Annotated in this window: 26 protein-coding genes; 4 read left to right on the plus strand and 22 right to left on the minus strand. The window is 63.5% G+C overall.

From position 1 onward, the window contains the following. The 7 genes from LVS58_RS04800 to ppc form a co-directional block, all read right to left on the minus strand. Positions 1 to 690, minus strand: coding sequence for an extensin-like domain-containing protein (locus tag LVS58_RS04800; protein ID WP_233690094.1), 690 nt, complete (start codon positions 688 to 690; stop codon positions 1 to 3). Further along, positions 690 to 1,520, minus strand: coding sequence for an isocitrate lyase/PEP mutase family protein (locus LVS58_RS04805; RefSeq protein WP_233690095.1), 831 nt, complete (start codon positions 1,518 to 1,520; stop codon positions 690 to 692). Before LVS58_RS04805 ends, LVS58_RS04800 begins: the two co-directional genes overlap by 1 nt. 28 nt (positions 1,521 to 1,548) lie before the next feature. Then, positions 1,549 to 2,418: a DUF72 domain-containing protein gene (locus LVS58_RS04810; RefSeq protein WP_233690096.1), complete on the minus strand. Its 870-nt coding sequence runs from the start codon at positions 2,416 to 2,418 to the stop codon at positions 1,549 to 1,551. Positions 2,419 to 2,421: 3 nt separating this feature from the next. Next, complete coding sequence (locus tag LVS58_RS04815) at positions 2,422 to 2,712, minus strand: hypothetical protein (RefSeq protein WP_233690097.1); 291 nt, start codon at positions 2,710 to 2,712, stop codon at positions 2,422 to 2,424. 130 nt (positions 2,713 to 2,842) lie between these two features. Continuing rightward, a complete protein-coding gene (gene tsaB / locus LVS58_RS04820; protein WP_233690098.1) occupies positions 2,843 to 3,517 on the minus strand; it encodes a tRNA (adenosine(37)-N6)-threonylcarbamoyltransferase complex dimerization subunit type 1 TsaB in 675 nt (224 codons plus the stop codon). A gap of 140 nt (positions 3,518 to 3,657) precedes the next feature. After that, positions 3,658 to 4,308, minus strand: coding sequence for an adenylate kinase (gene adk, locus LVS58_RS04825; RefSeq protein WP_004575467.1), 651 nt, complete (start codon positions 4,306 to 4,308; stop codon positions 3,658 to 3,660). A 257-nt stretch (positions 4,309 to 4,565) separates the two neighbouring features. Beyond that, positions 4,566 to 7,193: a phosphoenolpyruvate carboxylase gene (gene ppc, locus LVS58_RS04830; protein WP_233690099.1), complete on the minus strand. Its 2,628-nt coding sequence runs from the start codon at positions 7,191 to 7,193 to the stop codon at positions 4,566 to 4,568. A gap of 181 nt (positions 7,194 to 7,374) precedes the next feature. On the opposite strand from ppc, the gene LVS58_RS04835 reads away from it, so the two are divergent. The 3 genes from LVS58_RS04835 to LVS58_RS04845 all read left to right on the plus strand — a co-directional run bounded on the left by LVS58_RS04835 (position 7,375) and on the right by LVS58_RS04845 (position 9,251). Then, positions 7,375 to 7,719, plus strand: coding sequence for a pilin assembly protein (locus LVS58_RS04835; protein WP_233690100.1), 345 nt, complete (start codon positions 7,375 to 7,377; stop codon positions 7,717 to 7,719). A gap of 276 nt (positions 7,720 to 7,995) precedes the next feature. Further along, the gene (locus LVS58_RS04840; protein ID WP_233690101.1) at positions 7,996 to 8,409 is read left to right on the plus strand and encodes a DUF4398 domain-containing protein; all 414 of its coding nucleotides are present in this window, start codon (positions 7,996 to 7,998) and stop codon (positions 8,407 to 8,409) included. 50 nt (positions 8,410 to 8,459) lie between these two features. Continuing rightward, entirely contained in the window at positions 8,460 to 9,251 is a 792-nt protein-coding gene (locus LVS58_RS04845) for an OmpA family protein (RefSeq protein ID WP_233690102.1), read from the plus strand. 141 nt (positions 9,252 to 9,392) lie between these two features. Here the strand turns inward: LVS58_RS04845 and LVS58_RS04850 are convergent, their stop codons facing one another. The 15 genes from LVS58_RS04850 to LVS58_RS04920 all read right to left on the minus strand — a co-directional run bounded on the left by LVS58_RS04850 (position 9,393) and on the right by LVS58_RS04920 (position 25,422). After that, positions 9,393 to 9,719, minus strand: coding sequence for a hypothetical protein (locus LVS58_RS04850; RefSeq protein ID WP_003252219.1), 327 nt, complete (start codon positions 9,717 to 9,719; stop codon positions 9,393 to 9,395). After that, the gene (locus LVS58_RS04855; protein WP_233690103.1) at positions 9,716 to 10,639 is read right to left on the minus strand and encodes an alpha/beta hydrolase; all 924 of its coding nucleotides are present in this window, start codon (positions 10,637 to 10,639) and stop codon (positions 9,716 to 9,718) included. Before LVS58_RS04855 ends, LVS58_RS04850 begins: the two co-directional genes overlap by 4 nt. Further along, positions 10,611 to 11,888, minus strand: coding sequence for a flavohemoglobin expression-modulating QEGLA motif protein (locus LVS58_RS04860; protein WP_233690104.1), 1,278 nt, complete (start codon positions 11,886 to 11,888; stop codon positions 10,611 to 10,613). Before LVS58_RS04860 ends, LVS58_RS04855 begins: the two co-directional genes overlap by 29 nt. Positions 11,889 to 11,914: 26 nt before the next feature. Further along, positions 11,915 to 12,463, minus strand: a complete 549-nt coding sequence (locus tag LVS58_RS04865; protein ID WP_233690105.1) for a hypothetical protein — start codon at positions 12,461 to 12,463, stop codon at positions 11,915 to 11,917. A gap of 30 nt (positions 12,464 to 12,493) precedes the next feature. Next, entirely contained in the window at positions 12,494 to 13,198 is a 705-nt protein-coding gene (locus LVS58_RS04870) for a TetR/AcrR family transcriptional regulator (protein WP_003252210.1), read from the minus strand. A gap of 203 nt (positions 13,199 to 13,401) precedes the next feature. After that, a complete protein-coding gene (lysS, locus tag LVS58_RS04875) occupies positions 13,402 to 14,904 on the minus strand; it encodes a lysine--tRNA ligase (protein WP_233690106.1) in 1,503 nt (500 codons plus the stop codon). A 93-nt stretch (positions 14,905 to 14,997) separates the two neighbouring features. After that, positions 14,998 to 16,093 (minus strand): peptide chain release factor 2 gene (gene prfB / locus LVS58_RS04880; protein ID WP_061405587.1). Its coding sequence is split into 2 segments (ribosomal slippage): positions 14,998 to 16,020 and positions 16,022 to 16,093, totalling 1,095 coding nucleotides; the frame shifts between segments, so codons are not numbered across the junction. Between the two features lie 143 nt (positions 16,094 to 16,236). Continuing rightward, on the minus strand, positions 16,237 to 17,241 hold the full coding sequence (wspR, locus tag LVS58_RS04885; RefSeq protein ID WP_233690107.1) for a Wsp signal transduction system regulator diguanylate cyclase WspR: 1,005 nt from the start codon (positions 17,239 to 17,241) through the stop codon (positions 16,237 to 16,239). 51 nt (positions 17,242 to 17,292) lie between these two features. Further along, the gene (wspF, locus tag LVS58_RS04890) at positions 17,293 to 18,306 is read right to left on the minus strand and encodes a Wsp signal transduction system protein-glutamate methylesterase WspF (RefSeq protein ID WP_233690108.1); all 1,014 of its coding nucleotides are present in this window, start codon (positions 18,304 to 18,306) and stop codon (positions 17,293 to 17,295) included. Further along, complete coding sequence (locus tag LVS58_RS04895) at positions 18,303 to 20,600, minus strand: hybrid sensor histidine kinase/response regulator (protein ID WP_233690109.1); 2,298 nt, start codon at positions 20,598 to 20,600, stop codon at positions 18,303 to 18,305. Before LVS58_RS04895 ends, wspF begins: the two co-directional genes overlap by 4 nt. After that, positions 20,597 to 21,262 (minus strand): chemotaxis protein CheW, encoded by a 666-nt coding sequence (locus tag LVS58_RS04900; protein ID WP_233690110.1) that lies wholly within the window; start codon positions 21,260 to 21,262, stop codon positions 20,597 to 20,599. Before LVS58_RS04900 ends, LVS58_RS04895 begins: the two co-directional genes overlap by 4 nt. Next, a complete protein-coding gene (locus tag LVS58_RS04905; protein ID WP_233690111.1) occupies positions 21,259 to 22,533 on the minus strand; it encodes a CheR family methyltransferase in 1,275 nt (424 codons plus the stop codon). The genes LVS58_RS04900 and LVS58_RS04905 overlap by 4 nt, the downstream gene beginning before the upstream one ends. Then, positions 22,530 to 23,036, minus strand: a complete 507-nt coding sequence (locus tag LVS58_RS04910; RefSeq protein WP_233690112.1) for a chemotaxis protein CheW — start codon at positions 23,034 to 23,036, stop codon at positions 22,530 to 22,532. The genes LVS58_RS04905 and LVS58_RS04910 overlap by 4 nt, the downstream gene beginning before the upstream one ends. 5 nt (positions 23,037 to 23,041) lie before the next feature. Further along, positions 23,042 to 24,664 (minus strand): methyl-accepting chemotaxis protein, encoded by a 1,623-nt coding sequence (locus LVS58_RS04915; RefSeq protein ID WP_233690113.1) that lies wholly within the window; start codon positions 24,662 to 24,664, stop codon positions 23,042 to 23,044. Positions 24,665 to 24,747: 83 nt separating this feature from the next. Next, complete coding sequence (locus LVS58_RS04920; protein WP_233690114.1) at positions 24,748 to 25,422, minus strand: tellurite resistance TerB family protein; 675 nt, start codon at positions 25,420 to 25,422, stop codon at positions 24,748 to 24,750. A gap of 215 nt (positions 25,423 to 25,637) precedes the next feature. Here LVS58_RS04920 and ydcS point away from each other — a divergent pair, with 215 nt between their 5' ends. Next, positions 25,638 to 26,789: a putative ABC transporter substrate-binding protein YdcS gene (gene ydcS, locus LVS58_RS04925; protein ID WP_233690115.1), complete on the plus strand. Its 1,152-nt coding sequence runs from the start codon at positions 25,638 to 25,640 to the stop codon at positions 26,787 to 26,789. The last annotated feature ends 85 nt before the right edge of the window (positions 26,790 to 26,874 follow it).

Genomic DNA, 26,874 nt, shown 5'->3' on the forward strand with positions numbered 1-26,874 from the left:
CTAGCGGCACACCTGCCAGCGCCCCATATCCAGGTGAAAGTGATTGTGGTGAGCCGCGTTGTAGTCCGGCCCCAGTACCGTGCTGAAGCTCTCACACGCCGCCTGCTGCACCTGACGCAAGAATTCGCCCTTTTGCCCACCCGCCTGCCAGTCACGCGCCAGCACGATGCGCTGGCCGTCCTGCAGGCGGAAACCGCTGATATCCAGCGCATTGGCCGTAGCGTGCTGGCTCAGACGGCCCCGCTTACGGTGATAAACGTTACGGCAGGCAAAGCTGCCCAGGTGATCAACCTGCGTCACCGGCTGGCCCAGCACCCGCTGTGCAACTGGCTGCAAGCCATGGTTTTCGAACAGCGCATAGGCCACTGCAAGCGGGCAACTGGCCAGAAAGCTGCTGCTCAACCGCGCCTGGCCGCTCTCGATGCGCCATACGTTCTGCAGCGGGCAGTTGGCCGACGCCGGGCTGTCGGCTTGTGCCCGGTAACGCAGGTGGCTGGTTTCCAGCGCTTGCCGGCACAGCGTGGGGTCATCGCGCAGGCGCGACAGTTTGTAGGGGGTCAGCAGGTTGGGCGGCTGGCGTACGTCCAGCGGCGCCCAGGGGTTCCATGAGGCAGGCAGGCGCCAGCCGAAGTGCCAGGCCAGGCCGGCCACCGTCAGCAGGCCAGCCAGTAGCGCCAGCACTGCCCGCATCAGCGGCGGAACAGGTCGTTCAGCTGGGCAAACGGCATTGCCTGCTCCCCGTAGCCGAACGTGCCCTCATCGCGAATTTCCTGCGCCGCCCGGTAGAAGGCCCCGATTGCCGCACGGGCCAGCGACGAACCAACGCTGACACGGCGCACGCCCAGGTCCTGCAACTGGTTGACGCTCAGCGGCACGCCCGCCATGCCCATCAGCACATTCACTGGGCGCGGTGCAACTGCCTGCACCACGGCACGGACTTCCTCAACGGTGCGCAGCCCGGGGGCGTAGAGCACGTCGGCACCGGCTTCGGCATAGGCTTGCAGACGCAAGATGGTGTCGTCGAGGTCCATGCGCCCGTGCAGCAGGTTTTCTGCACGGGCGCACAAGGTGAACGGGAACGGCAGGCTTCGCGCAGCCTGCACAGCGGCGCGCACGCGCTCCACTGCCAGCCCGAAGTCATAGATAGGCGCATCACTGCGGCCACTGGCATCTTCGATGGAGCCGCCCACCAGGCCAACTTCGGCGGCACGCAAAATGGTCTGGGCACAGTCTTCAGGCAAATCGCCAAAGCCGTTTTCCAGATCGGCGGCCACCGGTAGCGCGGTGGCATCGACGATCTCGCCGGCATTGTCCAGCGTATCGTCCAGGCTCAAGGCGCCTTCGGCGTCGGGCCGGCCAAGTCTGAAGGCCAGGCCAGCACTGGTGGTAGCCAGCGCCTCGAACCCCAGGCTGGCGAGCAACTTGGCGGAGCCGGCATCCCACGGGTTGGGGATGACGAACGCGCCATCGCGCTCGTGTAGTGCCTTGAAGGCCTCGGCTCGCAGGGTTTGCACATCCATGGTTCAACCTCCGGCAGTCAGGGAAAGGTCAGAGTAGCCCCAGTTGTTCGACCTCAGGGGCGCGCGGCAATTCCGGCAAAGGTGCCAGGCCCGGCAGGCGTGCCATCAGGCGCTGATGGAAACGTTGGGCCAGCGCCGCAGCCAGGCGATTGTCCGAGGTGTGCAGGAAGATATAGGGACTGCGGCCTTCTTCGATCCAGGTGGCGACTTTTTCTACCCAAGGGCTAAGGAAGGCCTGATTGGCCTCCAGTTCCGGATGGCCGATGAAACGAACCTGCGGGTGCTGGCTGAAGGCTGCCGGACGTGGTGGCACCTTGGGCTTCTTCGACTGCGCATGCAGCACGGCAGGGTCGCGCGAGGCGCAGCTGAACAGCGCACGGGGGTCGAGGCAAATACGCTCCACTCCGCGCTCATGCAACAGGCGGTTGAGCAGGCGTTCTTCCTCGCCCTTGGCAAAAAAGGCCTGATTGCGCACTTCCACGGCCACAGGCACGGCGATCTGATCGAGGAAGTGACAAAGCTCACCCAGGCGCGCCGGGCCGAACTGGGCCGGCAACTGCAACCAGTAGGGTGATACGCGCCTGCCCAACGGGGCCATCAGCCGAGTGAAGTCGAAGGCAGCCTCAAGCTGGTCACGCAGGTCGCCCTCATGGCTGACATCCCGCGGAAACTTGGCAGTGAAGCGAAAGTGCTCGGGCATGACTTGCGCCCAGCGGGCAAGCGTGCCGGGAGCGGGGCGTGCATAGAAAGTGGTGTTGCCTTCGACGGCGTTGAATACCTGGCTGTAGAAGCCCAGCATTTGATTGCTGTTGGCGTCAGCGGGGTACAGGTAGTCGCGCCAGGCGTTTTCGCTCCACGACGGGCAACCGAGAAAGTAAGGCAGTGGTGAGGGATTCATCCATCAAATGTACAGGTCGAGCCCCAGGACTTCCATGTCCCAGTCCGTAAAGCCTGCAGTGCTCAGGTAGCTGGCCAGTGCGGTGGCGGTGCGCCGGTCACGGGCGCGAGGGAAAACCATGTCCTGCTGGCGGGCTGGCAGGCCACCGCCAGGGCGGCGGGCAGTGGCTTCCTGCTGGGCGGCTTCTGCCTCCTCGATCACCTCGGCATCGTCGATGGCCTCGTCACGCACCGCAGCTTTGCGCGAGATACGCTTGAGCGGGTAGGACTGCGATGAGAAACCGTCGATACGCATGGCATGAGCACTCAGGACCAATGATGGCAATTTAGCAGCATCAGGGTTCCGTCGCTAATGCTTGAGTGATAACTGGACCACAGATCGCGCAAAAGGTTTTGGCGTGTTCGGCAAAATCGACAAACAGCACTCAGTGCTTCTTGGGCGTGGCTACATTATCGCGCAGATAAACCGGTTGCGCCTGCTCGGCGGCGATTGCCTCGCCACGGGCCCAGGCAAAGGTGGCCAGGCTGAGGACGTCCAGGGCGTTGGGCAAGGCACCCGGGTTGCTAGCCGCCACTTGTACCGCCAGGCGCTCGGCATAGCCCCATCCGGTACCGGCACCGAACCACTCGCCATTGCTGCCTGCCGGTAGCGCCACCTGCTCGGGCGGCAACACGGCTTCACGGCCGACCAGGCGCATTTCGCCTGCCGAGGCCTGGTAGCAGCCCCAGTACACTTCATCCATGCGCGCATCGATGGCAGCTGCCACCTGCTGCACGCCATGCTCGCGCAATGCACCCTGGGCCAAAGCGGCCAGGTTGGACACCGGCAGCACCGGGCGTTCGAGGGCGAACGCCAGGCCTTGCACAACACCGATGGCAATACGCACGCCGGTGAACGCGCCCGGGCCACGGCCAAAGGCAATGGCGTCCAGCGCATTCAGTGCCAAGCCAGAGTCGGCCAGCAGCTGCTTGATCATCGGCAGCAGCTTCTGGGCATGCATGCGCGGGATCACCTCGTAATGGCTGGTCACCTTGCCGTCATGCAGCAGCGCGACGGAACAGGCTTCGGTGGCGGTATCCAGGGCCAGCAGGGTGGTCATCGAACGGGTATCCAGGTGCGAATGAAAAAGAGCGGCAGTATAGAGCAGCAGCGGCGTTGTGTCCCGAGGGGGCCGCTGTGCGGCCCACAAACGACAACGGCCCGCAAGCGGGCCGTTGTCGAGGTGCGTCAGGCGCCGGATCAGCTCAGGGCTGCCAGGACCTTGGCGGTGATGGCTTCAACCGAGCCGACACCTTCGATGTGGCTGTACTTCGGCTTGCCGCCATTGGCAGCCGAAAGCTTCTGGTAGAAATCTACCAACGGCTTGGTCTGGCTGTGGTAGACCGACAGGCGATGGCGAACGGTTTCTTCCTTGTCGTCGTCACGCTGGATCAGGTCTTCACCGGTCTCGTCGTCCTTGCCTTCCACTTTCGGCGGGTTGTACTGAATGTGGTAGGTACGGCCCGAGGCCAGGTGGACGCGGCGGCCCGCCATGCGGCCGACGATTTCTTCGTCGTCCACGGCAATTTCGACCACGGCATCGATGTCGACACCGGCAGCGACCATGGCTTCGGCCTGCGGGATGGTGCGCGGGAAGCCGTCGAACAGGCAGCCGTTGGCGCAATCAGGCTGAGCGATGCGCTCCTTCACCAGGCTGATGATCAACTCGTCGGAGACCAGTTGGCCGGCATCCATGACTTTCTTCAGCTCCAGGCCCAGCGGGGTGCCGGCCTTGACGGCGGCACGCAGCATGTCACCGGTGGAGATCTGTGGAATACCGAACTTTTCGGTGATGAACTTTGCCTGAGTACCTTTACCGGCCCCGGGAGCTCCCAGCAGAATTACGCGCATCTCGTGCTCCTCAAATTTTTGTATGAAATTCAATGGATTCGGCAACCAGGGCCAAGTCCGGAAAATCGGGTATGACCATAAATCGGTCAGAAGGCTGCTCAAGATACACAGCGCCCGGCAGCCAGACAAGCGTCCCAAAGTTGCAGGAATGCGCCACTTGCGGCTGACCAGGCAGGCGGTTGCGCCCGGCGCAACCACCCTCCCCGTCGTTGTGCCGGGCCTGTATGGCAGTCACCAGACAGGACCCAGGCATGCCCTTAGCCGGTGTTGCGCAGCCCGGCAGCAATACCCGCCACGGTCACCAGCAAGGCCTGCTCCAACGGGCTGTCCAGAGCGGCTTCGCGGCTGCGCGAGCGAGCCAGCAACTCTGCCTGCAGGCGGTGCAACGGGTCCAGATAGGTATTGCGCAGGCGAATGAATTCCAGTGTCTCGGGGCTGTGCGCCAGTAGCACCGGCTGCCCGGTAAGGCCCAGCACCACCTGGCATGACTGCGACAATAGGTCGCGCAGGTGTGCACCTAAAGGACGCAAGTGCGGTTGCACCAGACGTTCGTCGTAGGCCTCGGCAATTTGCGCATCCGCCTTGGCCAGCACCATTTCCAGCATGTCGATGCGGGTGCGGAAGAACGGCCATTGCTCGCGCATTTGCGCCAGCAGCTCACCCTGACCACGGGCCAAGGCATTGGTCAGCGCCGTTTCCCAGCCCAGCCAGGCCGGCAACATCAGCCGGGTCTGGGTCCAGCCGAAGATCCACGGAATGGCCCGCAGGCTTTCGATGCCCCCGGCACGCCGCTTGGCCGGGCGGCTGCCCAACGGCAGGCGCCCCAGCTCCTGTTCTGGCGTCGACTGGCGGAAGTACTCGACGAAATCGGGATTCTCCCGTACCACGCTGCGGTAAGCCTGGACACCATCGGCGGCCAACTGGTCCATCACCTCACGCCAGGCCGGCTGCGGGGGCGGTGGTGGCAACAACGTCGCTTCCAGCACGGCAGCCAGGTACAGGTTGAGGTTTTGCTCGGCGATGCCCGGCAAGCCGAACTTGAACCGAATCATTTCACCCTGCTCGGTGGTGCGCAAACGCCCCGCCACCGAACCCGGTGGCTGCGACAGGATCGCCGCATGGGCCGGGCCACCACCTCGCCCAACCGTACCGCCACGGCCGTGGAACAGCAGCAGCTCGACCTGATGCTCGGCACAGATACGCACCAGGTCTTCCTGAGCGCGGTATTGTGCCCAGGCAGCAGCCGTGGTGCCGGCGTCCTTGGCCGAATCGGAGTAGCCGATCATCACTTCCTGCGGGCCGCGCAGGCCCGCGCGGTAGCCCGGCAGGCCAAGCAGGCGCTGCATGACCGGGCCGGCGTTGTCGAGGTCGGCCAGGGTCTCGAACAGTGGCACCACACGCATGGGGCGGGTCAGGCCGGCTTCCTTGAGCAACAGCTGCACCGCCAGTACATCCGAGGCGGCACCCGCCATGGAAATAACGTAAGACCCCAGCGAAGCAGCCGGCGCAGCGGCCACTTCCCTGCAGGTCGCCAGCACTTCGGCGGTGTCTGCTTGCGGCTTGAAATGCGCAGGTAGCAGCGGCCGGCGGTTTTTCAGCTCGGCCTGGAGGAACGCGATGCGCTGCTCCTCATCCCAGTCGGCGTAACGCCCCAGGCCCAGGTAATCGGTAATCTCGGTCAGCGCATCACGGTGACGGGCAGCGTCCTGGCGTACATCCAGGCGGCCGAGGAACAGGCCGAAGGTCACCGCACGACGCAGGCAGTCAAGCAGCGGCCCCTCGGCGATCACGCCCATGCCGCAATCGTGCAGTGACTGGTAACACAGCTCCAGCGGCGCAATCAGCTCGCGGTTGTCCACCAGCACGTCGGCACCGGCCGGTTGGTTGCTGGTCAAGGCTGAATGCGCCCATGCGCGTGTCGCACGCAGGCGGTCGCGCAGTTGCTTGAGCACAGCGCGGTAGGGTTCGGCACTATCGCCAACCTGTTTGCGCAGGGCGTCGCTGGCATGCTGCATGGACAACTCGGCGGCCAGTGCATCGATGTCGCGCAGGAACAGGTCGGCGGCCATCCAGCGCGCCAGCAGCAGCACTTCGCGGGTGACGGCAGCAGTCACATTGGGGTTGCCATCACGGTCCCCGCCCATCCACGAGGCAAAGCGAATCGGCGCGGCTTCCAGCGGCAGGCGCAGGCCCGTGGCCTCCAGCAGGGCCTTGTCGACCTTGCGCAGGTGGCTGGGGATGGCATGCCACAGTGAATGCTCGATCACGGCGAAACCCCACTTGGCTTCGTCGACCGGCGTAGGTCGGGTACGGCGGATTTCTTCGGTGTGCCAGGCCTCGGCGATCAGCCGGCGCAGGCGTTCGCGCACTTGCTGGCGTTCTGCCGAGGTCAGGTCACGATGGTCCTGCGCGGCCAGTTGGCCGGCGATCGCGTCGTACTTCTGGATCAGCGTGCGACGGGCCACTTCGGTGGGATGTGCGGTGAGCACCAACTGGATATCGAGCTTGGCCAGTTGCCGGGCCAGGGCATCGTTGCTGTGGCCGGCCTGCTTCAAGCGCCCCAGCAGCTCGGGCAGTACCTGCGCTTCGAACGGCTCGGGCTGGTCAGCATCGCGGCGGCGGATCAACTGGTACTGCTCGGCCATGTTGGCCAGGTTGAGGAACTGGTTGAACGCCCTCGCGACGGGCAGCAGGTCTTCTTCGGCCAGGTCCGCCAAGGTCGAGCTCAGTTGCTCACCCGGGCCGCGGCGGTCGGCCTTGGCACTGTGGCGGATATCCTCGATTTTTTGCAGGAACGCATCGCCATGCTGCTGGCGAATGGTTTCGCCAAGCAGCTCACCCAACACATGGACATCTTCACGCAAACGCACATCGATATCGGTCATTGGCGCTCTCTCCGTTGCATCCCTATCAGCCTCAGCGCGCCCTGTGCAGGAGCGAGCGGTATAGCCCAAGAGTGCCCATAGCCGGGCGACGATGGCAAGCCGTGATCGGCCAAACCAAACTAAAGTGAAAGCACAGCACTCCCATGCAGTGCAGCATTTTCAGGCGTCAACAGAGGTCATCATGAAAATCCGTGAACTTGCCCAGCACTGGGAACAGAATGCCGCCGGTGCTCTCAGCCGTACCGGCCATGTCCTGCATCTGGACCTGGAGTCCGAAGCGCGCCTGGCCGCGCTGATCGACATGTACCCCAAGCGCACCGCCGAAGAACTGCTCGGCGAACTGGTCGCAGCCGCCCTTGAAGAACTGGAAGCCAGCTTCCCCTATGTGCAGGGCCGCCAGGTAATCGCCACCGACGAAGAAGGCGACCCGCTTTACGAAGACGTGGGTCCTACGCCACGCTTTCTCTCCCTGTCCCGCCAGCACCTGCACGACTTGAGCAACGCGCCAGTCGACAGCGACAGATAAGCCTGCGCGCCAGCATTCCGGGCCCGCTCAAGGCCCGGAATACCACTCCAGCCGGTGAAAGTTCCAGGCAAATCGCACTGACCGATCAGTCAGAAATAGTTATTCGATTACGGCACTTTTTTCTGAACTATTCGAAAAACGTTCGAGTCGGAGCCAATAGCCATCACGCTAAAACCCTGCACACTGCCCTCGTGCACCGTTGAGCTGAAGCGCGCGGATTTGTCAGGGAATGAGCGATGGACTGCTACGGACATCGTCGTTATCAGGAGTGATCCAATGGAGCTGACCATCATGAAGACCCGCACTAGCCGACTGTCATCTACTCATGTGCGCGGGTTCAAGCTGGCCGCGCTGGCGCTGGGCAGTAGCCTGGTCCTGGCCGGCTGTGCGGGCAATCCGCCCACCGAGCAGTATGCCGTTACCCAGTCCGCCGTGAACTCCGCCGTCAGTGCTGGCGGTACCGAGTTCGCCGCCGTGGAAATGAAAGCGGCTCAGGACAAGTTCAAGCAAGCCGAAATCGCCATGCACGACAAGAAGTACGACGAGGCCAAGCGCCTGGCCCAACAGGCCGAGTGGGATGCACGCCTCGCCGAACGCAAGGCCCAGGCAGCCAAAGCCCAGAAGGCCGTGCAGGATGCCCGCCAAGGCGTTCAGGACGTACGTGAGGAAGGCCTGCGCAGCGCTCAGTGAGCCCTGCCCCGCCAACCTTAGCCTTCGCACACGATCAAAGGATGAACACTATGCGCAAACACGTCATGATTCCCGCACTGCTGGCCCTGAGCGTCGGTCTTGCTGCCTGCTCGCATGATCCGAATGCCAATCTGGAAGCGGCCCGCACCAACTTCTCCTCGCTGCAGAGCGACCCGCAAGCGAGCAAAGTCGCGGCACTGGAGACCAAGGACGCCCAGGACTGGCTGAACAAGGCCGACAAGGCCTACATGGACCGTGAAGACGAGAAGAAGGTCGACCAACTGGCCTACCTGACCAACCAGCGCGTCGAAGTGGCCAAGCAGACCATTGCCCTGCGCACCGCCGAAGGTGAGCTGAAGAACGCTTCGGCTGAGCGCGCCAAAGCCAAGCTGGACGCCCGCGATGCACAGATCGCCAAGCTGCAGGACAGCCTCAACGCCAAGCAGACCGACCGCGGTACGCTGGTGACCTTCGGTGACGTGCTGTTCGACTTCAACAAGGCCGAACTCAAGAGCAACGCCTACCCGAACATCACCAAGCTGGCGCAGTTCCTTCAGGAAAACCCGGAGCGCAAGGTGATCGTCGAGGGCTACACCGACAGCGTCGGCTCGGCCAACTACAACCAGTCCCTGTCCGAGCGCCGCGCCAACAGCGTGCGCATGGCACTGGTGCGTGCCGGTGTAGATCCGGCGCGTATCGTATCCCAGGGCTATGGCAAGGAGTACCCGGTAGCGGACAACTCGAGCAACTCGGGACGTGCGCAGAACCGTCGGGTGGAGGTGACCATCTCCAACGACAACCAGCCGGTGGCACCACGCTCGGTGAGCCAGGTTCAGCGCTAAGGCTGGCTAGCTGAAAGGATAAGCCCCGCGATCGACGCGGGGCTTTTCTTTGTCCGCCGATAACGCTCTGGCGCCTGCGAGATCGAGCACCGCCCGCGCGGCGCTCGATCTCGCAGGCGCAAAAAATGCCACGCCGAACACTCACTGCACCTGCTGCGGCGTTTCCTCGCCCATGCAGCGCACCGCGCGCTTGCGGTTGTCCACCAGCACGCCGGTCAGGCCTTTCTGTTGGGTGTCGAACAGTACCAGCACGCCGTCGACGCACTGGGCCACTTGCGGCGCCGGGTCCAGCGATACCTTGTAGTCCTCGCCGGGGATGGTCTTGAGCATGGTGAAGTCCTGCAGCAGCAGGGCATCTTCGGGCTTGGCGAAATGCAGGTAACCGTAATACCACAAGGCCCCCACCGTCACGATGATGCTGCCGACGCCGGTCAGGATCAGCGGGATGGCGTTGCGTTCTTCACTCATTGCTTGTTCTTCTCGTCAGGGAAATTGGGCACTTCGGCAAGCCGCCGCAGGCCGTTGAAATGGCTGGGGTCATCGAGGAACCGCAGCATCACCTGGCGCCAGGTAGGGTCGGCGAAGGTCTGCACGTGCCCCCCTCGGGTCAGTTGCAGCACCCGCGGTGGTGGCGCGTGCTGATACAGGCGGATGCCGTTGTCCATCGGCACCAGGTTGTCGTCGATGCTGTGGAAAAACAACTTGGGCGGGCTGCTCAATCGCTCGATCGAGTGGATCGCGCTGTCGCCGTCCGGCACTAGCCACGATAGCGGTACCTGCATTGGCCAGGTCATCCAGGAGGTGCTGAGCGCAAAGCGCCCCACCGCGCGGTAACTGGCCGGCACGCCATCGAACACCAGGGCGCTGAAGCGCTGACGCTGCTCGGGGTGGGCCGCCAGGTAATGAATGGCCATGGCACCGCCCAGGCTCTGCCCCAGCAGGACCAGCGGCTTGCCCTTGACCTCGGGCGCCTGCTGCAGCCAGGCCATGGCTGCAGCAATGTCCTGGTACACCGCCGGCAGGCTCGGCTGGCCCTGAGACAAGCCATAGCCGCGGTAATCGATCATCAACACCTGGTAGCCGTGCTCCGGCAGCCAGTAGCTCCCCCCCAGGTGCCCTGGCAGGTTACCGCCGTTGCCGTGCAGGTGCAGCACCGTGCCCTTGACCTCGACCCCGGCCTTGGCTGGCAGCCACCAACCGTGAAGGCGGATGCCATCAGCCGTGGTCAGCGTGACATCGCGGTATTCCAGCTTGGCGCGCTCAGGGGTGAAGGCCTGACCACGCTCGGGATAGAACAACAGGCTGCTGCAGCCGCCAAGGCTCACCAGGACCAGGCCGAGGACGAGCAGGCGGCAGTGCTCAGAGAATGTTCGCGTAGTCGGCTTCAATGCGATCCAGGCTCAGGTGGTTGAGGAAGTTGGAGAAGCACATCCAGGCCGACAGCGCACTCAGGTCGCGGAACTGTTCAGGCAGGTACTTGGGCGGCTCGACCAACCCTTCCTCGACAAGTTGGCGCAGGGTACGCATGTCTTCCAGGGTGGTCTTGCCACAGAACAGCAACGGGATCTGTTCCAGTTTGCCCTTCTTCACGGCCAACTGAATGTAGTTGTAAACCATGATGAAGCCCTTGAGGTAGGACAAGTCCTTGGTGAATGGCAGGCCGTTGGGCACCGAGCCGCGGAACACTCGGCTGGCGTTGCTGTAGCTCTGCGCCATCTCGAAGCCCTGCTCACGGAAGAAGCCGTAGACCTGCATGAAGTCTGCGCCCTCTTCGACCATGTGGATGGCACGGGTGCGGTTGGTGAGCTTGCGCAGGCGGCTGGGGTAGGAGGCAAAGGCGATCACCTCCATGAGAATCGCCAGGCCCTCCTGGGTTACCGTCGACGAGGGCGGGCCCTTGGCCAGGAAGGTGCAGATCGGCTGGTTCAGGCCATTGAGCGTGGTACCGACATGCACCAACCCTTCGTGCACCTCCAGGGCACGCACATCGCGGGCGTTGAACATGGCATCGGCACGCACCTTGATGTAGTCGGCACCGGCTGCGGCGTCGGCGACGATTCCGTCGGACTCGAACACGCGAATGGTACCTTCGGCCTCGCCGAAGACGTTGTTCAGCCGGTGCTGGAGGATCTCCACCGCCTGCTTGGCGGTGAGATTCTTTGGCTCATCCTTGAGGTCGCCACGGCCATCGATGTTGTTCAGGTAGTCCGACAGCATCAGGCCAAGGTCGGCCAGGGTCGGGTCGCCGGCGTGGAAGGCATCCGAGGCGGCGCCGTACAACTCCTGGGAGATCAGGCCGAAGTCCTCGGTACCGCGCGCTTCAAGCATGCGCACGACCATGCGGTATTCGCGGCACATGCGCTTCATGATCTGCCCGACCGGGTTGAACTGGCCCAACTGGCGAATGATGTCGCGCTCGATGCCCTGGAACTCGGCCTTGACCGCGCTGGAGTCGAACGACAGCGGGCGCGACTGGTAGTAGGCACGATCGACCGCCGGCGGCTCCTTGCCCTTGGCCTTGAGAAAGCCCTGGCGGATGTTGTCGTCCCACTTCACCGCATCCAGGACCCGGATAGGCGTCTGTGCCGCGACGATACGGTCGGACAGGGCGCGGATGGTTTGCTGGTATTCGTCCACCGGTGACTCCTTTCTGGTACAGGCAACTACTTGCCGGAACGCTGGAACCGCGCCACTTCAACGAACAGGTCGGAGTTGGCCGGGTCGTCCAGGTAGGCCAGCACCCGCGCCGCCGGGCTATCGATCAGCACGCCATCGCCGTTGTCGTCCGGCACTTCGGTACTACGACCGGTCAGTTCCTTGTTGTCCACCGCCTGCTGTACCTGCTCGACATCCAGGTTGTAGACCACCAGTTCCTTGCCATCAACGATATCGAAGCCGGCGATCAGGAAATTGCCGCCCAGGCGCTTGGGCACGCCAGCCGACAAGTACCAGCGGTTGCCGTGGCGTGACACGGTGAACACGTACTCTTCAGGCGCCTTGCCCTTGGCCGTGGCCACTGCCTTGTAGGCGTCGCCACCGCTACGGCTGATCACCAGTTTCAGCGGCTCCCCCCAGGCGTCCTTGCTACTCCACTTGCCGAGCAAGGCCTTGGGCGCTGCCTGGTTGCTGGGCAAGGGCTCATGGAAGGTCACCAGACAACCGCCCAGCAGCAGGAATGACAAAGTCAACAACACCACACGCCAGGCTTTCATCAGGTTCTCCTTGAATAAGTCGTACTCGGCTCAGGCCGATGCCAGCACCAGCTGCAGGTACCGGGTAAGCATAGCGAGCATCTGCCCATCGGCTTGCGCATTCGCTTGCTTGAGCAGGCCTTGATATTCCAACTGCTCGATAATCGCCGTCAACATCTGAGCATCCTGCTCCGGCTGCCGCGAGCCCACGACCTGCAGCAATTGCCGAGTGCCGTGCAGGAGGATTTGCTCATGCGCGCACACCAGCTCGGCCAGTCGCGGGCACAGCAACGCTTCCTGGCGGAAGGCCTGCTCGGCCATCAGGAAGTCACGGCGGTTCAGCAGTTGCCGCTGAACATAGTCGGCGGTCATGCGCGCCACCTCGTCAGCCAGCCGCGCCCGTGCCTGCGGGCTGCCATCGCCCTGTGCCAGCAACTGGCGCAACACCACCTCGGTGTTGGCCCACAACTTGGCCATGTAAGCCGCACTGCGCTCGACGTACTGGGCAAAGGTATCGGTGAGCAGGTCTTCGATGTCCTTGAAGTAATAGGTGGTGGCCGACAATGGCACACCGGCTTCGGCGGCCACCGCACGGTGGCGCACACCGCGTACGCCATCGCGCACGACAATGCGCATGGCGGCATCGAGTATCAACTGGCGACGCTGTTCGCTGCCTTGGCGGGCAGTCTTGCGGCCTTGGTATTGCACGCTTTCGGCGACGGCGGTGGCTATGCCGGCGGCGCCTTGGTCAGGCATGGCGGGTGTCACGGGAGAACCTCATGGGCAGTGTTTCGTCAGTGCTGGCCTCTTGCGGGTGAACCCGCTCCTACAAGGGCCGCACAATGCCGAGGCCTGTGGGGTCTTTGTAGGAGCGGGTTCACCCGCGAAGAGGCCAGCACTGACAACATAAAGCTTCAGGCAAGAAAAAGCCGCCTCGAAAGGCGGCTCGTTCAATTCACTCAGGCCTGTGGACGCATGTGCGGGAACAGGATGACGTCGCGGATCGACGGCGAGTTGGTCAGCAGCATCACCAGGCGGTCGATGCCGATGCCTTCACCGGCGGTCGGCGGCATGCCGTACTCCAGCGCACGAACGAAGTCGGCGTCATAGTGCATGGCTTCATCGTCACCCGCGTCCTTCTCGGCCACCTGGGCCAGGAAGCGCTCGGCCTGATCTTCGGCATCGTTGAGCTCGGAGTAGGCGTTGGCGATCTCGCGGCCACCGATGAACAGCTCGAAACGGTCGGTAACGGCTGGGTTGTCGTCGTTGCGACGGGCCAGCGGCGACACTTCGAACGGGTACTCGGTAATGAAGTGCGGCTGTTCCAGCTTGTGCTCGACCAGCTCTTCGAAAATCATCACCTGCAGCTTGCCCAGGCCTTCGTGGCCCAGCACCTTGGCGCCGGCCTTCTTGGCAATCTCACGGGCGCGGTCGACGTCCTGCAGGTCGGCAGCGGTCAGCTCCGGGTTGTACTTGAGGATCGAGTCGAACACCGACAGGCGTACGAACGGCTCGCCGAAATGGAATACCTTGTCGCCGTACGGTACGTCGGTAGAGCCCAGTACCAGTTGCGCCAGCTCGCGGAACAGTTCCTCGGTGAGGTCCATGTTGTCGCGGTAGTCGGCGTAGGCCTGGTAGAACTCGAGCATGGTGAACTCGGGGTTGTGACGGGTCGAAACGCCTTCGTTGCGGAAGTTGCGGTTGATCTCGAACACTTTTTCGAAGCCACCCACCACCAGACGCTTGAGGTACAGCTCCGGCGCGATACGCAGGAACATGGCCATGTCCAGGGCATTGTGGTGGGTTTCGAACGGCTTGGCAGCGGCGCCGCCCGGGATGGTCTGCAACATCGGCGTCTCGACTTCGAGGAAGTCACGCTCGATGAGGAACTTGCGGATGTGCGAGATCACCTGCGAACGCACACGGAAGGTGTGGCGGGTTTCTTCGTTGACCATCAGGTCGACGTAGCGCTGGCGGTAGCGCTGCTCGGTGTCGGTCAGGCCGTGGTGCTTGTCGGGCAGCGGGCGCAGCGACTTGGTCAGCAGGCGTACAGTGGTCATTTCAACGTACAGGTCGCCCTTGCCGGAACGGGCCAGGGTGCCTTCGGCGCTAATGATGTCGCCCAGGTCCCAGGTCTTGACTGCGGCCAGGGTTTCTTCCGGCAGGGTCTTGCGGTTGACGTAGACCTGAATACGGCCAGTCATGTCCTGGATAACCATGAACGAACCACGGTTGAGCATGATGCGGCCGGCTACCTTGACCGGGATCGCGGCTGCTTCCAGCTCTTCCTTGGTCTTGTCCGCGTACTGCTTCTGCAAGTCGTTGCAGTAGCTGTCGCGACGGAAGTCGTTGGGGAAGGCATTGCCCTTGGCACGCTCGGCGGCAAGTTTTTCCTTGCGCAGGGCGATCAGGGCGTTTTCTTCCTGTTGCAGGTCTTGCGATTCGGTCTTCAGGTCGCTCATGTCGTCATTCTTTCCATCAGGTATTCGTTGCCCGTTCCGGGCAGGGCACGCGCTACCGGCGGCTGGCCATATAGCGCGGCATGGGGGTGCGAATTACAGGCCCTGCTTGAGGCTCGCTTCCAGGTACTGGTCGAGGTCGCCGTCCAGGACTTTCTGGCAGTCGCTACGCTCGACGCCGGTGCGCAAGTCCTTGATGCGCGAATCATCCAGTACGTAAGAGCGGATCTGGTGGCCCCAGCCGATGTCCGACTTGCTGTCTTCCAGCGCTTGCGAGGCGGCGTTGCGCTTCTGCATTTCCAGTTCGTACAACTTGGCCCGCAGCATTTTCATGGCGGTGTCCTTGTTGGCGTGCTGGGAACGTTCGTTCTGGCAAGCCACCACGGTGTTGGTCGGCACGTGGGTGATACGGACCGCCGAGTCGGTGGTGTTCACGTGCTGACCACCGGCCCCGGAGGAGCGGTAGGTGTCGATGCGCAGGTCGGACGGGTTGATCTCGATTTCGACCTTGTCGTCGATCTCGGGCGACACGAACACCGCCGAGAACGAAGTGTGGCGACGGGCACCGGAGTCGAACGGGCTCTTGCGCACCAGGCGATGCACGCCGATTTCGGTGCGCAGCCAGCCAAAGGCGTACTCGCCCTTGATGTGCACGGTTGCACCTTTGATACCGGCCACTTCGCCTTCGGAAAGCTCGATGATGGTGGCGTCGAAACCACGCTTGTCGGCCCAGCGCAGGTACATGCGCAGCAGGATGTTGGCCCAGTCCTGCGCTTCGGTACCACCGGAACCGGCCTGGATGTCCAGGTAGGCGTTGTTCATGTCCATCTCGCCGCTGAACATGCGACGGAACTCAAGCTGGGCCAGGTTTTCTTCCAGGCTTTCAAGCTCGGTCACGACGTCGCCGACGGCGCCTTCGTCATTTTCTTCGACGGCCATGTCGAGCAGGTCCTGGCAGTCACCCAGGCCGTTGGACAGTTTGTCCAGGGTCTCGACGACCTGGGCCAGCATGGCACGCTCGCGGCCCAATGCCTGGGCGTATTCGGGCTTGTTCCAGACGTTGGGGTCTTCCAGCTCGCGGTTGACTTCGATCAGGCGGTCATGCTTGTGATCGTAGTCAAAGATACCCCCGAATTGACTGGGAACGCTCGGTGAGGTCCTTGATGGTGTTCAGGATCGGTTGGATTTCCATGGGCGGGCTACTCGTGCGAATTCGGTGAAAAGCCCGCGAGTATAACCGAGTCCGCAGCATGGCGGCAGACCCGCCGGGCGGTCGTACGCAGATAGGGCAACCCGCGCGGTCTATTGGGGAGCGGCGGCGCCGTCTCCAAGCGCTTAGGCGATGCCGACTTGGTTACGCCCACCGTTCTTGGCCAGGTAAAGACCTTTATCGGCCGCCAAAATCAGCTGCCGGCAGTGGCTGCCGATCGCCGGAGTCTGGGTGGCCAGGCCGATGCTCACGGTCAAGAATGTATCAGCCGTCGGCGCAGTATGTGGGATGCCCAGGCCCAGTACGGTCTGGCGCAGCTTTTCGGCCACCAGTCGCGCGCCGCCTGGCGTGGTGTTGGGCAGCACCAGGGCGAACTCTTCGCCGCCATAGCGCGCCGGCAGGTCGGTTGGCCGCGAGCATGAGCTACGGATGGCTTCGGCCACCTGGCGCAAGGCCTCGTCACCGGCCAGGTGGCCAAAGCTGTCGTTATAGGCTTTGAAGTAGTCCACGTCGATCATCAGCAGCGACAACTGCTGCTGTTCACGCATGGCCCGGCGCCATTCCAGCTCCAAGTATTCGTCGAAGTGGCGGCGGTTGGACAGCCCGGTCAGGCCATCGGAGTTCATCAAGCGCTGCAGCATCAGGTTGGAATCAAGCAACTGCTGCTGGCTGACGCGCAGGGCACGGTAGGCTTCGTCGCGCTGCAGCAGGGTCAGGTAGGAGCGCGAGTGGTAACGGATGCGTGCCACCAGTTCGATGGTGTCAGGCAGCTTGACGAGGTAATCGTTGGCCCCTGCGGCAAACGCCGCACTCTTTACCAGCGGGTCTTCCTTGGTCGACAGGACGATGATCGGGATGTCCTGCGTGGCCGGGTTGTTGCGGTACTCGCGCACCAGGGTCAAGCCATCCAGGCCAGGCATGATCAGGTCCTGGAGGATTACCGTAGGCTTGATGCGCATGGCCTGGGTCACCGCCTGGTGCGGGTCGGCACAGAAGTGGAAATCAATGTTGTCTTCATTGGCCAGGCCGCGCCGCACGGCCTCGCCGATCATGGCCTGGTCGTCGACCAGCAGCACCATCGCCGAGTTCTCGTTGGGGGTCGCGAAACCTTCGATCGGTAAATCATTCATCATTGTTCACCCGATCACTACCGGCCTGGCGGCGTGATTCAATACATTTCGTCATTTTGCGAAAAATTCAGTCAAGCGCCCGGCAATGCGTTCCAGCGGGCGAATTTCCACGGCGGCATCAATAGCCGCAGCAGCCTTGGGCATGCCGTACACCGCGCTGCTGGCCTGGTCCTGGGCAATGGTCAGAAAGCCCTGCTGACGCATCAGCTTCAGGCCCTGGGCACCGTCGCGGCCCATGCCGGTGAGCAGCACGCCCACCGCATCACCATTCCAGTAACGTGCCACGCTCTCGAAGAACACATCGATCGAGGGCCGGTAGATTTCATTCACAGGTTCGGCAGTGTAGGCCAGTTGGCCGCTCTGTAGCAGGCGAATGTGGTGGTTGGTACCGGCCAGGAGTACCTGCCCGGGCTGCGGCGGTTCGCCTTCACGGGCCAGGCGTACGGGCAGGCCTGCTGCGCTGCTGAGCCATTCGGCCATGCCTGCGGCAAACACCTGGTCCACATGCTGGACCAGCACGATGGCCGCCGGAAACGCTGCCGGCAAGCCCTTGAGCAACACTTCGAGTGCTGCAGGGCCACCCGCCGAAGACCCGATCGCCACCAACCCGCGGCGCTGGGAAGCCTCGCGCAGCGGCGCAGCCACCGACCTTGCGGCAGGTGTACGCTGCTGGCCGACCAGCCAGCCAATATTGAGGATCTTGCGCAGCAATGGCGCCGCTGCTTCGCGGGCATCGCCAGCACCCAGCGCAGGGGTGTCGACCACATCAAGGGCGCCATGGCCCATGGCCTCGAATACCCGGTGTACGTTCTGTTTACGGTCGACTGTGACGATGACGATGGCGCACGGGGTTTCGGCCATGATCCGCCGGGTCGCCTCGACACCGTCCATCACCGGCATGATCAGGTCCATGAGGATCAGGTCCGGTAACTGCTCGGTGCAGCGCTGCACCGCCTCGGCACCGTTGTTGGCCACCCACACGACCTGGTGTGCGGGCTCCAGGGCGACCGCCCGGCGCAACGCTTCGACGGCCAGGGGCATGTCATTGACGATGGCGATTTTCATCCCTGAGCCCCTCCGATCAGCTCCACCACAGCATCCAGCAACGCATCGTCGTGGAAACTGGCCTTTGCCAAATAGTAGTCGGCGCCGGCGTCCAGGCCACGCCGTCGGTCTTCCTCACGGTCTTTATAGGACACCACCATCACCGGCAACGACTGCAGGCGCTGGTCGCGGCGCACCAGGGTCACCAGTTCGATGCCGTCCATGCGCGGCATGTCGATGTCGGTGATCAGCAGGTCGAAGTCCTCACTGCGCAGGGCGTTCCAGCCGTCCATACCGTCCACCGCCACGGCGACGTCGTAGCCACGGTTGCCCAGCAGCTTGCGCTGCAGTTCGCGCACGGTCAGCGAGTCGTCGACCACCAGGACGCGTCTGCGCACTACACCACGGGCGCCGCTGCTGCCGCGTTCGATGCGCTCCAGGCTGCCCGTGCTGAGCAGTTTTTCCACCGAGCGTAGCAAGTCTTCGACATCGACAATCAGGACCACCGAGCCATCATCGAGCAAGGCGCCGGAGGAAATGTCCTGCACCTTCCCCAGGCGTGGGTCGAGCGGCATCACGACCAGCACCCGCTCCCCCACCAACCGTTCCACGGCCACACCGTACAGCTCCTCGCGCTCACGAATGACCACTACCCGCAGGCTGGCCTCGTCGCTTTGCCCAGCGGGACGATTGAGCAACTGGCTGGCCGCCACTAGGCCAATGTGCCGGCCTTCGTGCCAGAAGTGCTGGCGCCCTTCGATCTGCACGATCTGTTCGGCGGTCACTTCCAGCGTGCGTTCGATATGCGCCAGCGGGAAGGCGTAAGCCTCACCGCCCACCTCGACCACCAGGCTGCGAACGACCGACAGGGTCAGCGGTACCTGAAGATGGAAGCGACAGCCCTGCCCTGCCACCTGGGTCAGTTCGATCGAGCCGCGCAGCTCGCGGATCAAGTGCTGTACCGCATCCAGCCCCACACCGCGCCCGGACACTTCGGTAACCTTGTCACGCAGGCTGAAACCGGGCAGGAACAGGAATGTCAGCAGTTCCGCCTCACTCATCCGCGCCACCGTGTCGGCGGGCGACAGGGCGCGCTCGACGATGCTGCTGCGCAGGCGCTCCAGGTCGATACCGGCGCCATCGTCGATCAGCTCCAGGCTGAGCATGCCCGCCTGGTGTGAAGCCCGCAGGCGGATCACCCCCTCGTCCGGCTTGCCCGCCAGCAAGCGCCGCTCGGGCAACTCGATGCCGTGATCGACAGCATTGCGCAACAGGTGGGTCAGCGGTGCTTCGAGCTTTTCCAGCACATCGCGGTCGACCTGGGTCTTCTCCCCTTCCACCACCAGCCGCACCGGTTTACCCAGCGAACGGCCCAGGTCGCGGACCATGCGGCTTTGCCCGGTCAGCACATCGGCGAACGGCCGCATCCGACAGGCCAGGGCGGTGTCATACAACAACTGCGCACGCTGGCTGGCCTGCCAGCCAAACTCATCCAGGTCGGCCGCCTGCTGCTGCAGAATCTGCTGGGTCTCTGCCAGCAGGCGCTGGGTCTGTGCCAAGGCTTCGAGCACTTCGCTGCCCTGCCCAGTGTCTTCCAGTTGCATGCGCAAGCCGTCAAGCGCCTGCATACCTTGGCCGTGCATGCGCTTGAGGCGCTGCAGGGTAGCCAGGTATGGCTTGAGTCGCTGGGTTTCCACCAGCGACTTGCTGGACAGGTCAAGCAGGCTATTAAGACGGTCGGCTGTGACCCGCAGTACCCGTTCGGCACCTTCGCCCGCGCGCTTGCCGGCCTTGCGCCGCAGGGCGGGTTCGGGGTCGGGCTCCGGCGGTTCGGTTGGCATTACCACGGGTGCAGGCGGCAGGGTTGCCTGCGGCAGCTCCGGCGGCACGGATGCAGCCAGCGGCACGACCGGCATGGCAGAGGCGCCCGAGTCGAGCAGGCTGGCCATCTGCGCAAGAAATACCGGCAAGGTCGCCTGCGCACCGGCATCGCCGGGTGTGGCAATACGCATCAACAGGTCGGTACCTTGCAACAGCGCGTCAATATGCTCGGCGGTCAGCCGCAGTCGGCCTTCCTGGGCCGCCACCAGGCAATCTTCCATGACGTGGGCGACACTGACGCCAGCATCCACCCCGACAATGCGCGCGGCCCCCTTGAGCGAGTGGGCAGCGCGCATGCAGGCCTCGAGCTGGTCGGTCTGGGTGGGGTTGCGCTCCAGTGCCATCAGGCCGGCACTGAGCACTTGGGTCTGCGCCTCGGCCTCCAGGCTGAACAGTTCGAGCAACGATGCGTCGCGCATTTGCTCTGGGGTCATGACAGGCTCCGCTGCACGGCAGACAGTAAATGTTGATCGTCCAGAACCCGCACGCTGCGGCCGCGCCACTGCAGGACTGCGGCGGTGAAGCGTGTGGCGTCCCGGCCACTGCCCAGCAACTGCGGGTCGAGCCGGTGAATACCGTCGACTTCCTCGACAGCCATCACCACCGGGCCACCTTCGGCGGCCAGAATCAGCATACGTGGCATTGCCCGTGCGCTGCGTTGCTCGGTGGCGCCGGCCTTCACCCCCAGCAAATCAGCCAGTGACAGGCACGGCACCAACGCACCGCGCACATTGGCAACCCCCTGCAGCAGCCGCGAGCGCTGGTGCGGCAATGAATGCACCGCCTGCAACGGGGCGATTTCTGCCAGGCAGGCGGTGGCCAGCGCCAGCCACTCTTCGCCCAGACGGAACAGCAGCATCGAACGACCGATGTTTTCCACGTCCGGCTGCACCGCCGCAGCCTGGTGCTCCTGCATCAGCGCATAGCGGTCGAGCAAACGCGTGGCCGCAGCGGCATACACCTCGCAATTGCGGCAATGAACATGCCGCTCCAGCAGTGGGCACTGCTTGTCGCCGCGCACGCCAATGCGGTTCCAGCAGTCGTCGATATGCGCGTCATCCTCGGCGAGCAACTGCATCGCGGATTCACTGCTCATCGTTCAGACCCCCGACCAGCCCGCGCCGCGCGTTCCTGAAGGCGCCGAGCACCGGCCAGGTCACCCTGGGCCGCCAGCAAGGCGGCCAGGTGCACCAGCGCCTCGGGGTGCTGTGGTTCCAGGTACAGGGCCTTGCGATAGTGGCTCAGCGCCTGCTGCGCATCGCCTTCGGTATCACTGAGCAAACCCAGCCAGTAGTACACCTGTGCCGACGGCGGGTACTGGCTCAGGTAGCGCTGGCATTCGCTGCGGGCCTGCTCGCTGGCGCCGGCATTGGCCAGCCGGGCAATGCCAGCCAGCAACTCGCTGGCCCCCTCGTCCCTATGCTCGCGGGTTGGCGCTGGCCTGGCCGCCACCGGCAGCACACGCAGCGGACGCGGCAACGGCACACTGGGCTGCGGATAAACCGGTGCGGGCAACGCCGTGAACGCACGCTTGGCGGGTTGGGCAGGAGCCGCCGCCAAGGGGCTGCTGTCGCCTTCGTGACGCACATAGGCAAACGACTGGGCGATCCCCAATGGACGCATGCCCATGCGGGCCAGCAGGCTGCCTTCAGCCGGGCCGATGAACAGCACACCCTGCGGATGCAGCAAGCGCTTGAGCACTTCGAACACACGCTGCTGGGTCGGTACGTCGAAATAGATCAACAGATTGCGGCAGAACACGAAGTCATACAGGCCGTCGCGGCTGGCCAGCGCCGGGTCAAGCACATTGCCCACCCGCAGGGTGACTTGCTGGCGTACCCGCTCATGCAGGCGGTGGCCTTCGTCCAGAACATCGAAGTAACGCTCGCGAAAACCCAGTTCGCTACCACGGAACGCATTGCGCCCGTACACCGCCTGCACGGCCTTGGCTACCGAACTTGGGCTGATGTCCATGCCATCGACAAGGAATGCCCCTGGCGCCAACCCGGCGTCAAACAAGGCCATGGCCAGCGAATAGGGCTCCTCGCCGGTAGAACACGGCAGGCTGAGTAATCGCAGCGGGCGCGCGCCAGCCAGTTGAGCCAGCCGTTTATGGGCCAGGCTGGCCAGCGCAGTGAAAGATTCGGGGTAACGGAAAAACCAGGTTTCCGGGACGATCACCGCTTCGATCAGCGCCTGTTGCTCATCTGCCGATTGCTGCAGGCGCAGCCAGTAGTCGTCCAGGTCCATCGCGCCCGCAGCCACGCAACGTTGACGCAGCGCGCGTTCGACCATGGGCGCGCCCACCGACTCCACGTCCAGGCCAATACGCTCGCGCAAGAAGCTGAAGAAACGCTGTTCGTTCATGTAGGCATCCCTGTCGGGTCTTGCGTGTACAGCAAGTGGTGCACGGTGTCGGGCAGCAGGTCATTGACTTCGATGCGCTGCAGCAGGCCCTGGGCATCCTGGCGTACCGGCCCCAGATAAGGCGCTTCACCTGTGTCCACCCCGTAGGGCTGGAACTCGTCCGGTTGGCAACGCAGGGTTTCGGTGGCCTGCTCCAGGATCAGGCCAAGCTGCAGGCCGCCCCGGTAGTGCACCAGCACCAGGCGAGTGCTGGTACGTTGCACCGCCGGCTGGCCAAAGCTCAGGGCGGCAAGGTCTATGACCGGTATCAGCTGGCCACGATGGGCGAGGATACCCGCAACCCAGTCAGGTGCCTGGGCGATCGGTTTGAGCGGCTGACGCGGCAGCACTTCGATCACCTCGTGCACGCTCAGCGCAAAACGCTGCGCCTGGATGCGAAACTGCAGGTACAACGCCCCCTTGGCGTTCTCCGCCCACGCCGTGCGCGGTTGCAAGTCGTTCATCGCAGTCAGACTTTGAAGCGCGACACGCCGCCACGCAGGCCCGCGGCCACCTGGCTCAGCTCATCGATGGCATAACTGGCCTGGCGCAGCGACTCGACAGTCTGGGTGCTGGCATCGCTGAGCTGGGCCAGTGCCTGGTTGATCTGCTCGGCTCCGGTGGCCTGGGCCTGCATGCCTTCGTTGACCATCAATACGCGCGGCGCCAAGGCTTGCACCTGGTGAATGATCTGGCTGAGTTGCTCGCCCACCTGTTGCACCTCGAACATGCCGCGGCGCACTTCTTCGGAGAACTTGTCCATCCCCATGACACCGGCCGACACTGCCGACTGGATCTCGCGCACCATCTGCTCGATGTCGTAGGTGGCCACGGCGGTCTGGTCGGCCAGGCGGCGCACTTCGGTCGCTACCACGGCAAAGCCGCGGCCATATTCGCCAGCCTTTTCCGCTTCGATGGCGGCGTTGAGCGACAGCAGATTGGTCTGGTCGGCAACCTTGACGATGGTGACCACCATCTGGGTGATGTTGCTGGCTTTCTCGTTAAGGATACCGAGCTTGGCATTGACCAGGTCGGCAGCGCCCATCACCTGGTGCATGGTCTCTTCCATGCGGGCCAGGCCCTGCTGCCCGGAACCTGCCAGGCTGGAAGCCTGATCAGCAGCCGTAGTCACTTCGGTCATGGTGCGCACCAGGTCCCGCGAAGTCGCGGCTATTTCCCGCGAGGTGGCGCCAATTTCGGTGGTAGTTGCGGCCGTCTCGGTGGCGGTGGCCTGCTGTTGCTTGGACGTAGCGGCAATTTCGGTGACCGAAGTGGTCACCTGCACCGACGAGCGTTGGGCCTGGGCCACCAGGTTGGCCAGTGCCTCGGCCATTTCGTTGAAGCCGCTTTCGATGGCACCGAATTCGTCCTTGCGGTCCAGGCTCAGGCGCATGCTCAGGTCACCGGAGCGCAGCTTGTCGAGGGCATGCACGATACGCTGCATGGGCGCCGAGATGGCGCGCATCAGCAGCAGGCCGCAGATGCCGGCAGCAACGATTGCCAGCAACAGCGAAACCACCATGCTGCCCTTGGCCGTGCTGACAGCGCTGACGATCTCGTTGGTGGCGGCATCGGCAGAGACCCGATTGTTCTCGATTACTTCATTGAGGTGGTTGCGCCCATCCACCCAGGTCGGGGTGAGGACATCAGTGATCAGCCGCTGGGCCTCGCCGTAGTTGTGTTCGCGGTACGCATCGAGCACCTGACCGACGACCTTGAGGTAGTTCTCTTCCAGTTTCACAAAGCTGTCGAAGCGAGCCTGGTCGTCTTTGTCCCGGATGGTGGCCTGGTAGCTGGCCATGTGTTGTTTCAGCCGGCCTTCGAAGCTCTTGAACAGCTCCATGTCGGCCGAAGTGATTTCACGATGGTTGGACAGGCCCACCAGTTGCTGGCTGGTGACGTAGCTGTCGACCCAGGCGCTGCGGATCATCGAGCTGTAGTAGACGCCGGGAATGCTGTCGGTCCCCACCGCCTCTTCGGCGGTTTCGATAGTCACCAACCGCGAGTAGGCAGCCACGATCATCAGCAGCATGATGGCGATGATCACGGCGAAACTTGCCAGGATCCGTTGGCGCAAGGTCCAGTTCTTCACATTCAGCCCTCAGGAATTCACAACGAGCGGGAAAAATCGCCGAAGTATAGCCTAGAGGGCTTAGGGTATTGCTGTGCCTGGCGTTAGGAATTTTGCACCTGGCTTTCCAGCTCCTGGCGCAAGCCCGGGTCCAGTTGCAGCTGGCGTGCCAGCTCGTCCAGGTAGGCACGCTCCATGAAGTTTTCCTGATCGACCATCATCACACTGGCCAGGTACATTTCGGCAGCCATCTCCGGCGTTTGTGCAGCACGGGCCACTTCGGCAGGGTCCAGCGGCTTGTTCAACTCGGCATGCAGCCAGTGGTGCAATTCGCGGTCGCTGTCCAGGCGCGTGAATTCGCCCTCGATCAGCGCGCGCTCGCGCTCGTCGATATGCCCATCGGACTTGGCCGCCGCCACCAGGGCGCGCAGTACCGCCTGGCTGTGCAGCTCGGCCTGGGCCGGCGGCAGGCGGTCGAGGGTTTGAGGCTCGGCTGCAGCCACCCGCTGGTTCGCCTGCCAGTTGCCGTAAGCCTTGTAGGCCAGCACCCCCAGCGCGGCGAGGCCACCGTATGTCAGGGCTTTGCCACCGTACTTGCGAGCCTTCTTGCTACCCAGCAACAGGCCCAGAGCGCCCCCGCCCAACAGGCCGCCCCCTGCGCCGGACAACAACCCGCCCAACCCACCTGAAGGGTTGCCAGGCTTGGTGGCGCCCCCCTGCTTTTCGAGCAGTTGCTGGCCGGATTTAAGGAGTTGATCAAGCAAGCCCCGGGTATTCATTCGCGTGTCTCCACGTAAGAAGATTCAAACGCCAGAGTAAGGCTTGGCCGAGCACACGCCATGCAGGATTTGCTTCAGGATGTTGCGTTAGCGGGCAAAAAGCCAACTAGACTCGATATCGCCAATACCTCGCACTCACGCACTACGCTTATAACAATTGCTTCACTGCTTGCCTCATGACTGCCCGAACAAGATCGCCAAGAAGAGGGAACACCATGTCAGTGCACAAGACCGCATTGCTCGGCGCCACCACCTGCGCCATGCTGGCCAGCGCCAGCCTGCAGGCCGCCGAAGCGCCCAAGGCCCTGGGGGCCGGCGAGGGGCGCCTGGACATCGTCGCCTGGCCCGGCTACATCGAACGCGGTGAAAGCGACAAGGCCTACGACTGGGTGACCGGTTTCGAAAAGGAAACCGGCTGCAAGGTCAGCGTGAAAACGGCCGCCACCTCGGACGAGATGGTCAGCCTGATGACCAAGGGCGGCTATGACCTGGTCACCGCCTCGGGCGATGCATCGCTGCGGCTGATTGCAGGCAAGCGCGTACAACCGATCAACACCGCCTTGATCCCCAACTGGAAGACCATCGACCCGCGCCTGCAAAACGGTGGCTGGTATGTGGTCGACAAGCAGGTGTACGGCACACCGTACCAGTGGGGGCCAAACGTGCTGCTGTACAACACCAGCACCTTCAAGCAGGCCCCCACCAGCTGGAGCGTGGTGTTCGAGCCGCAGAACCTGCCCGACGGCAAGCCGAACAAGGGCCGCGTGCAAGCCTATGACGGGCCGATCTACATCGCCGATGCAGCGCTGTACCTGAAGTCGGCCAGGCCCGAACTGGGCATCAAGGACCCGTACGAACTGAACGAGGAACAATACAAGGCCGTGCTGGAACTGCTGCGCCAGCAACAACCGCTGATCCACCGCTATTGGCATGACGCCACGGTCCAGATGAGCGATGTGAAAAACGAAGGTGTGGTTGCTTCCAGCTCCTGGGGCTACATGGTCAATGGCCTCAAGGCCGAGAACCAGCCAGTGGCCTCGACCATTCCCAAGGAGGGCGCGACCGGCTGGGCCGACACCACCATGCTGCACGCCGAGGCCAAGCACCCCAATTGCGCCTACAAATGGATGGATTGGTCGTTGCAACCTAAGGTGCAAGGCGATGTGGCGGCCTGGTTCGGCTCGTTGCCGGCTGTGCCGGCAGCGTGCACCGGCAGCGAGCTGCTGGGGGCCGAGGGCTGCAAGACCAACGGCTTCGACAACTTCGACAAGATTGCCTTCTGGAAAACACCGCAGGCCCAAGGGGGCAAGTTCGTGCCTTACAGCCGCTGGACCCAGGACTACATTGCGATCATGGGTGGTCGCTGAGGTTGCCTGAATGCCTGTACCGGCCTTTTCGCGGGCAAGCCCGCTCCCACAGGTTCTTCACCGCCTGCAAGGGTGGCGCGTCCTG

It is taken from the genome of Pseudomonas sp. JR33AA, from assembly GCF_021378985.1.
Lineage (GTDB): Bacteria > Pseudomonadota > Gammaproteobacteria > Pseudomonadales > Pseudomonadaceae > Aquipseudomonas > Aquipseudomonas alloputida.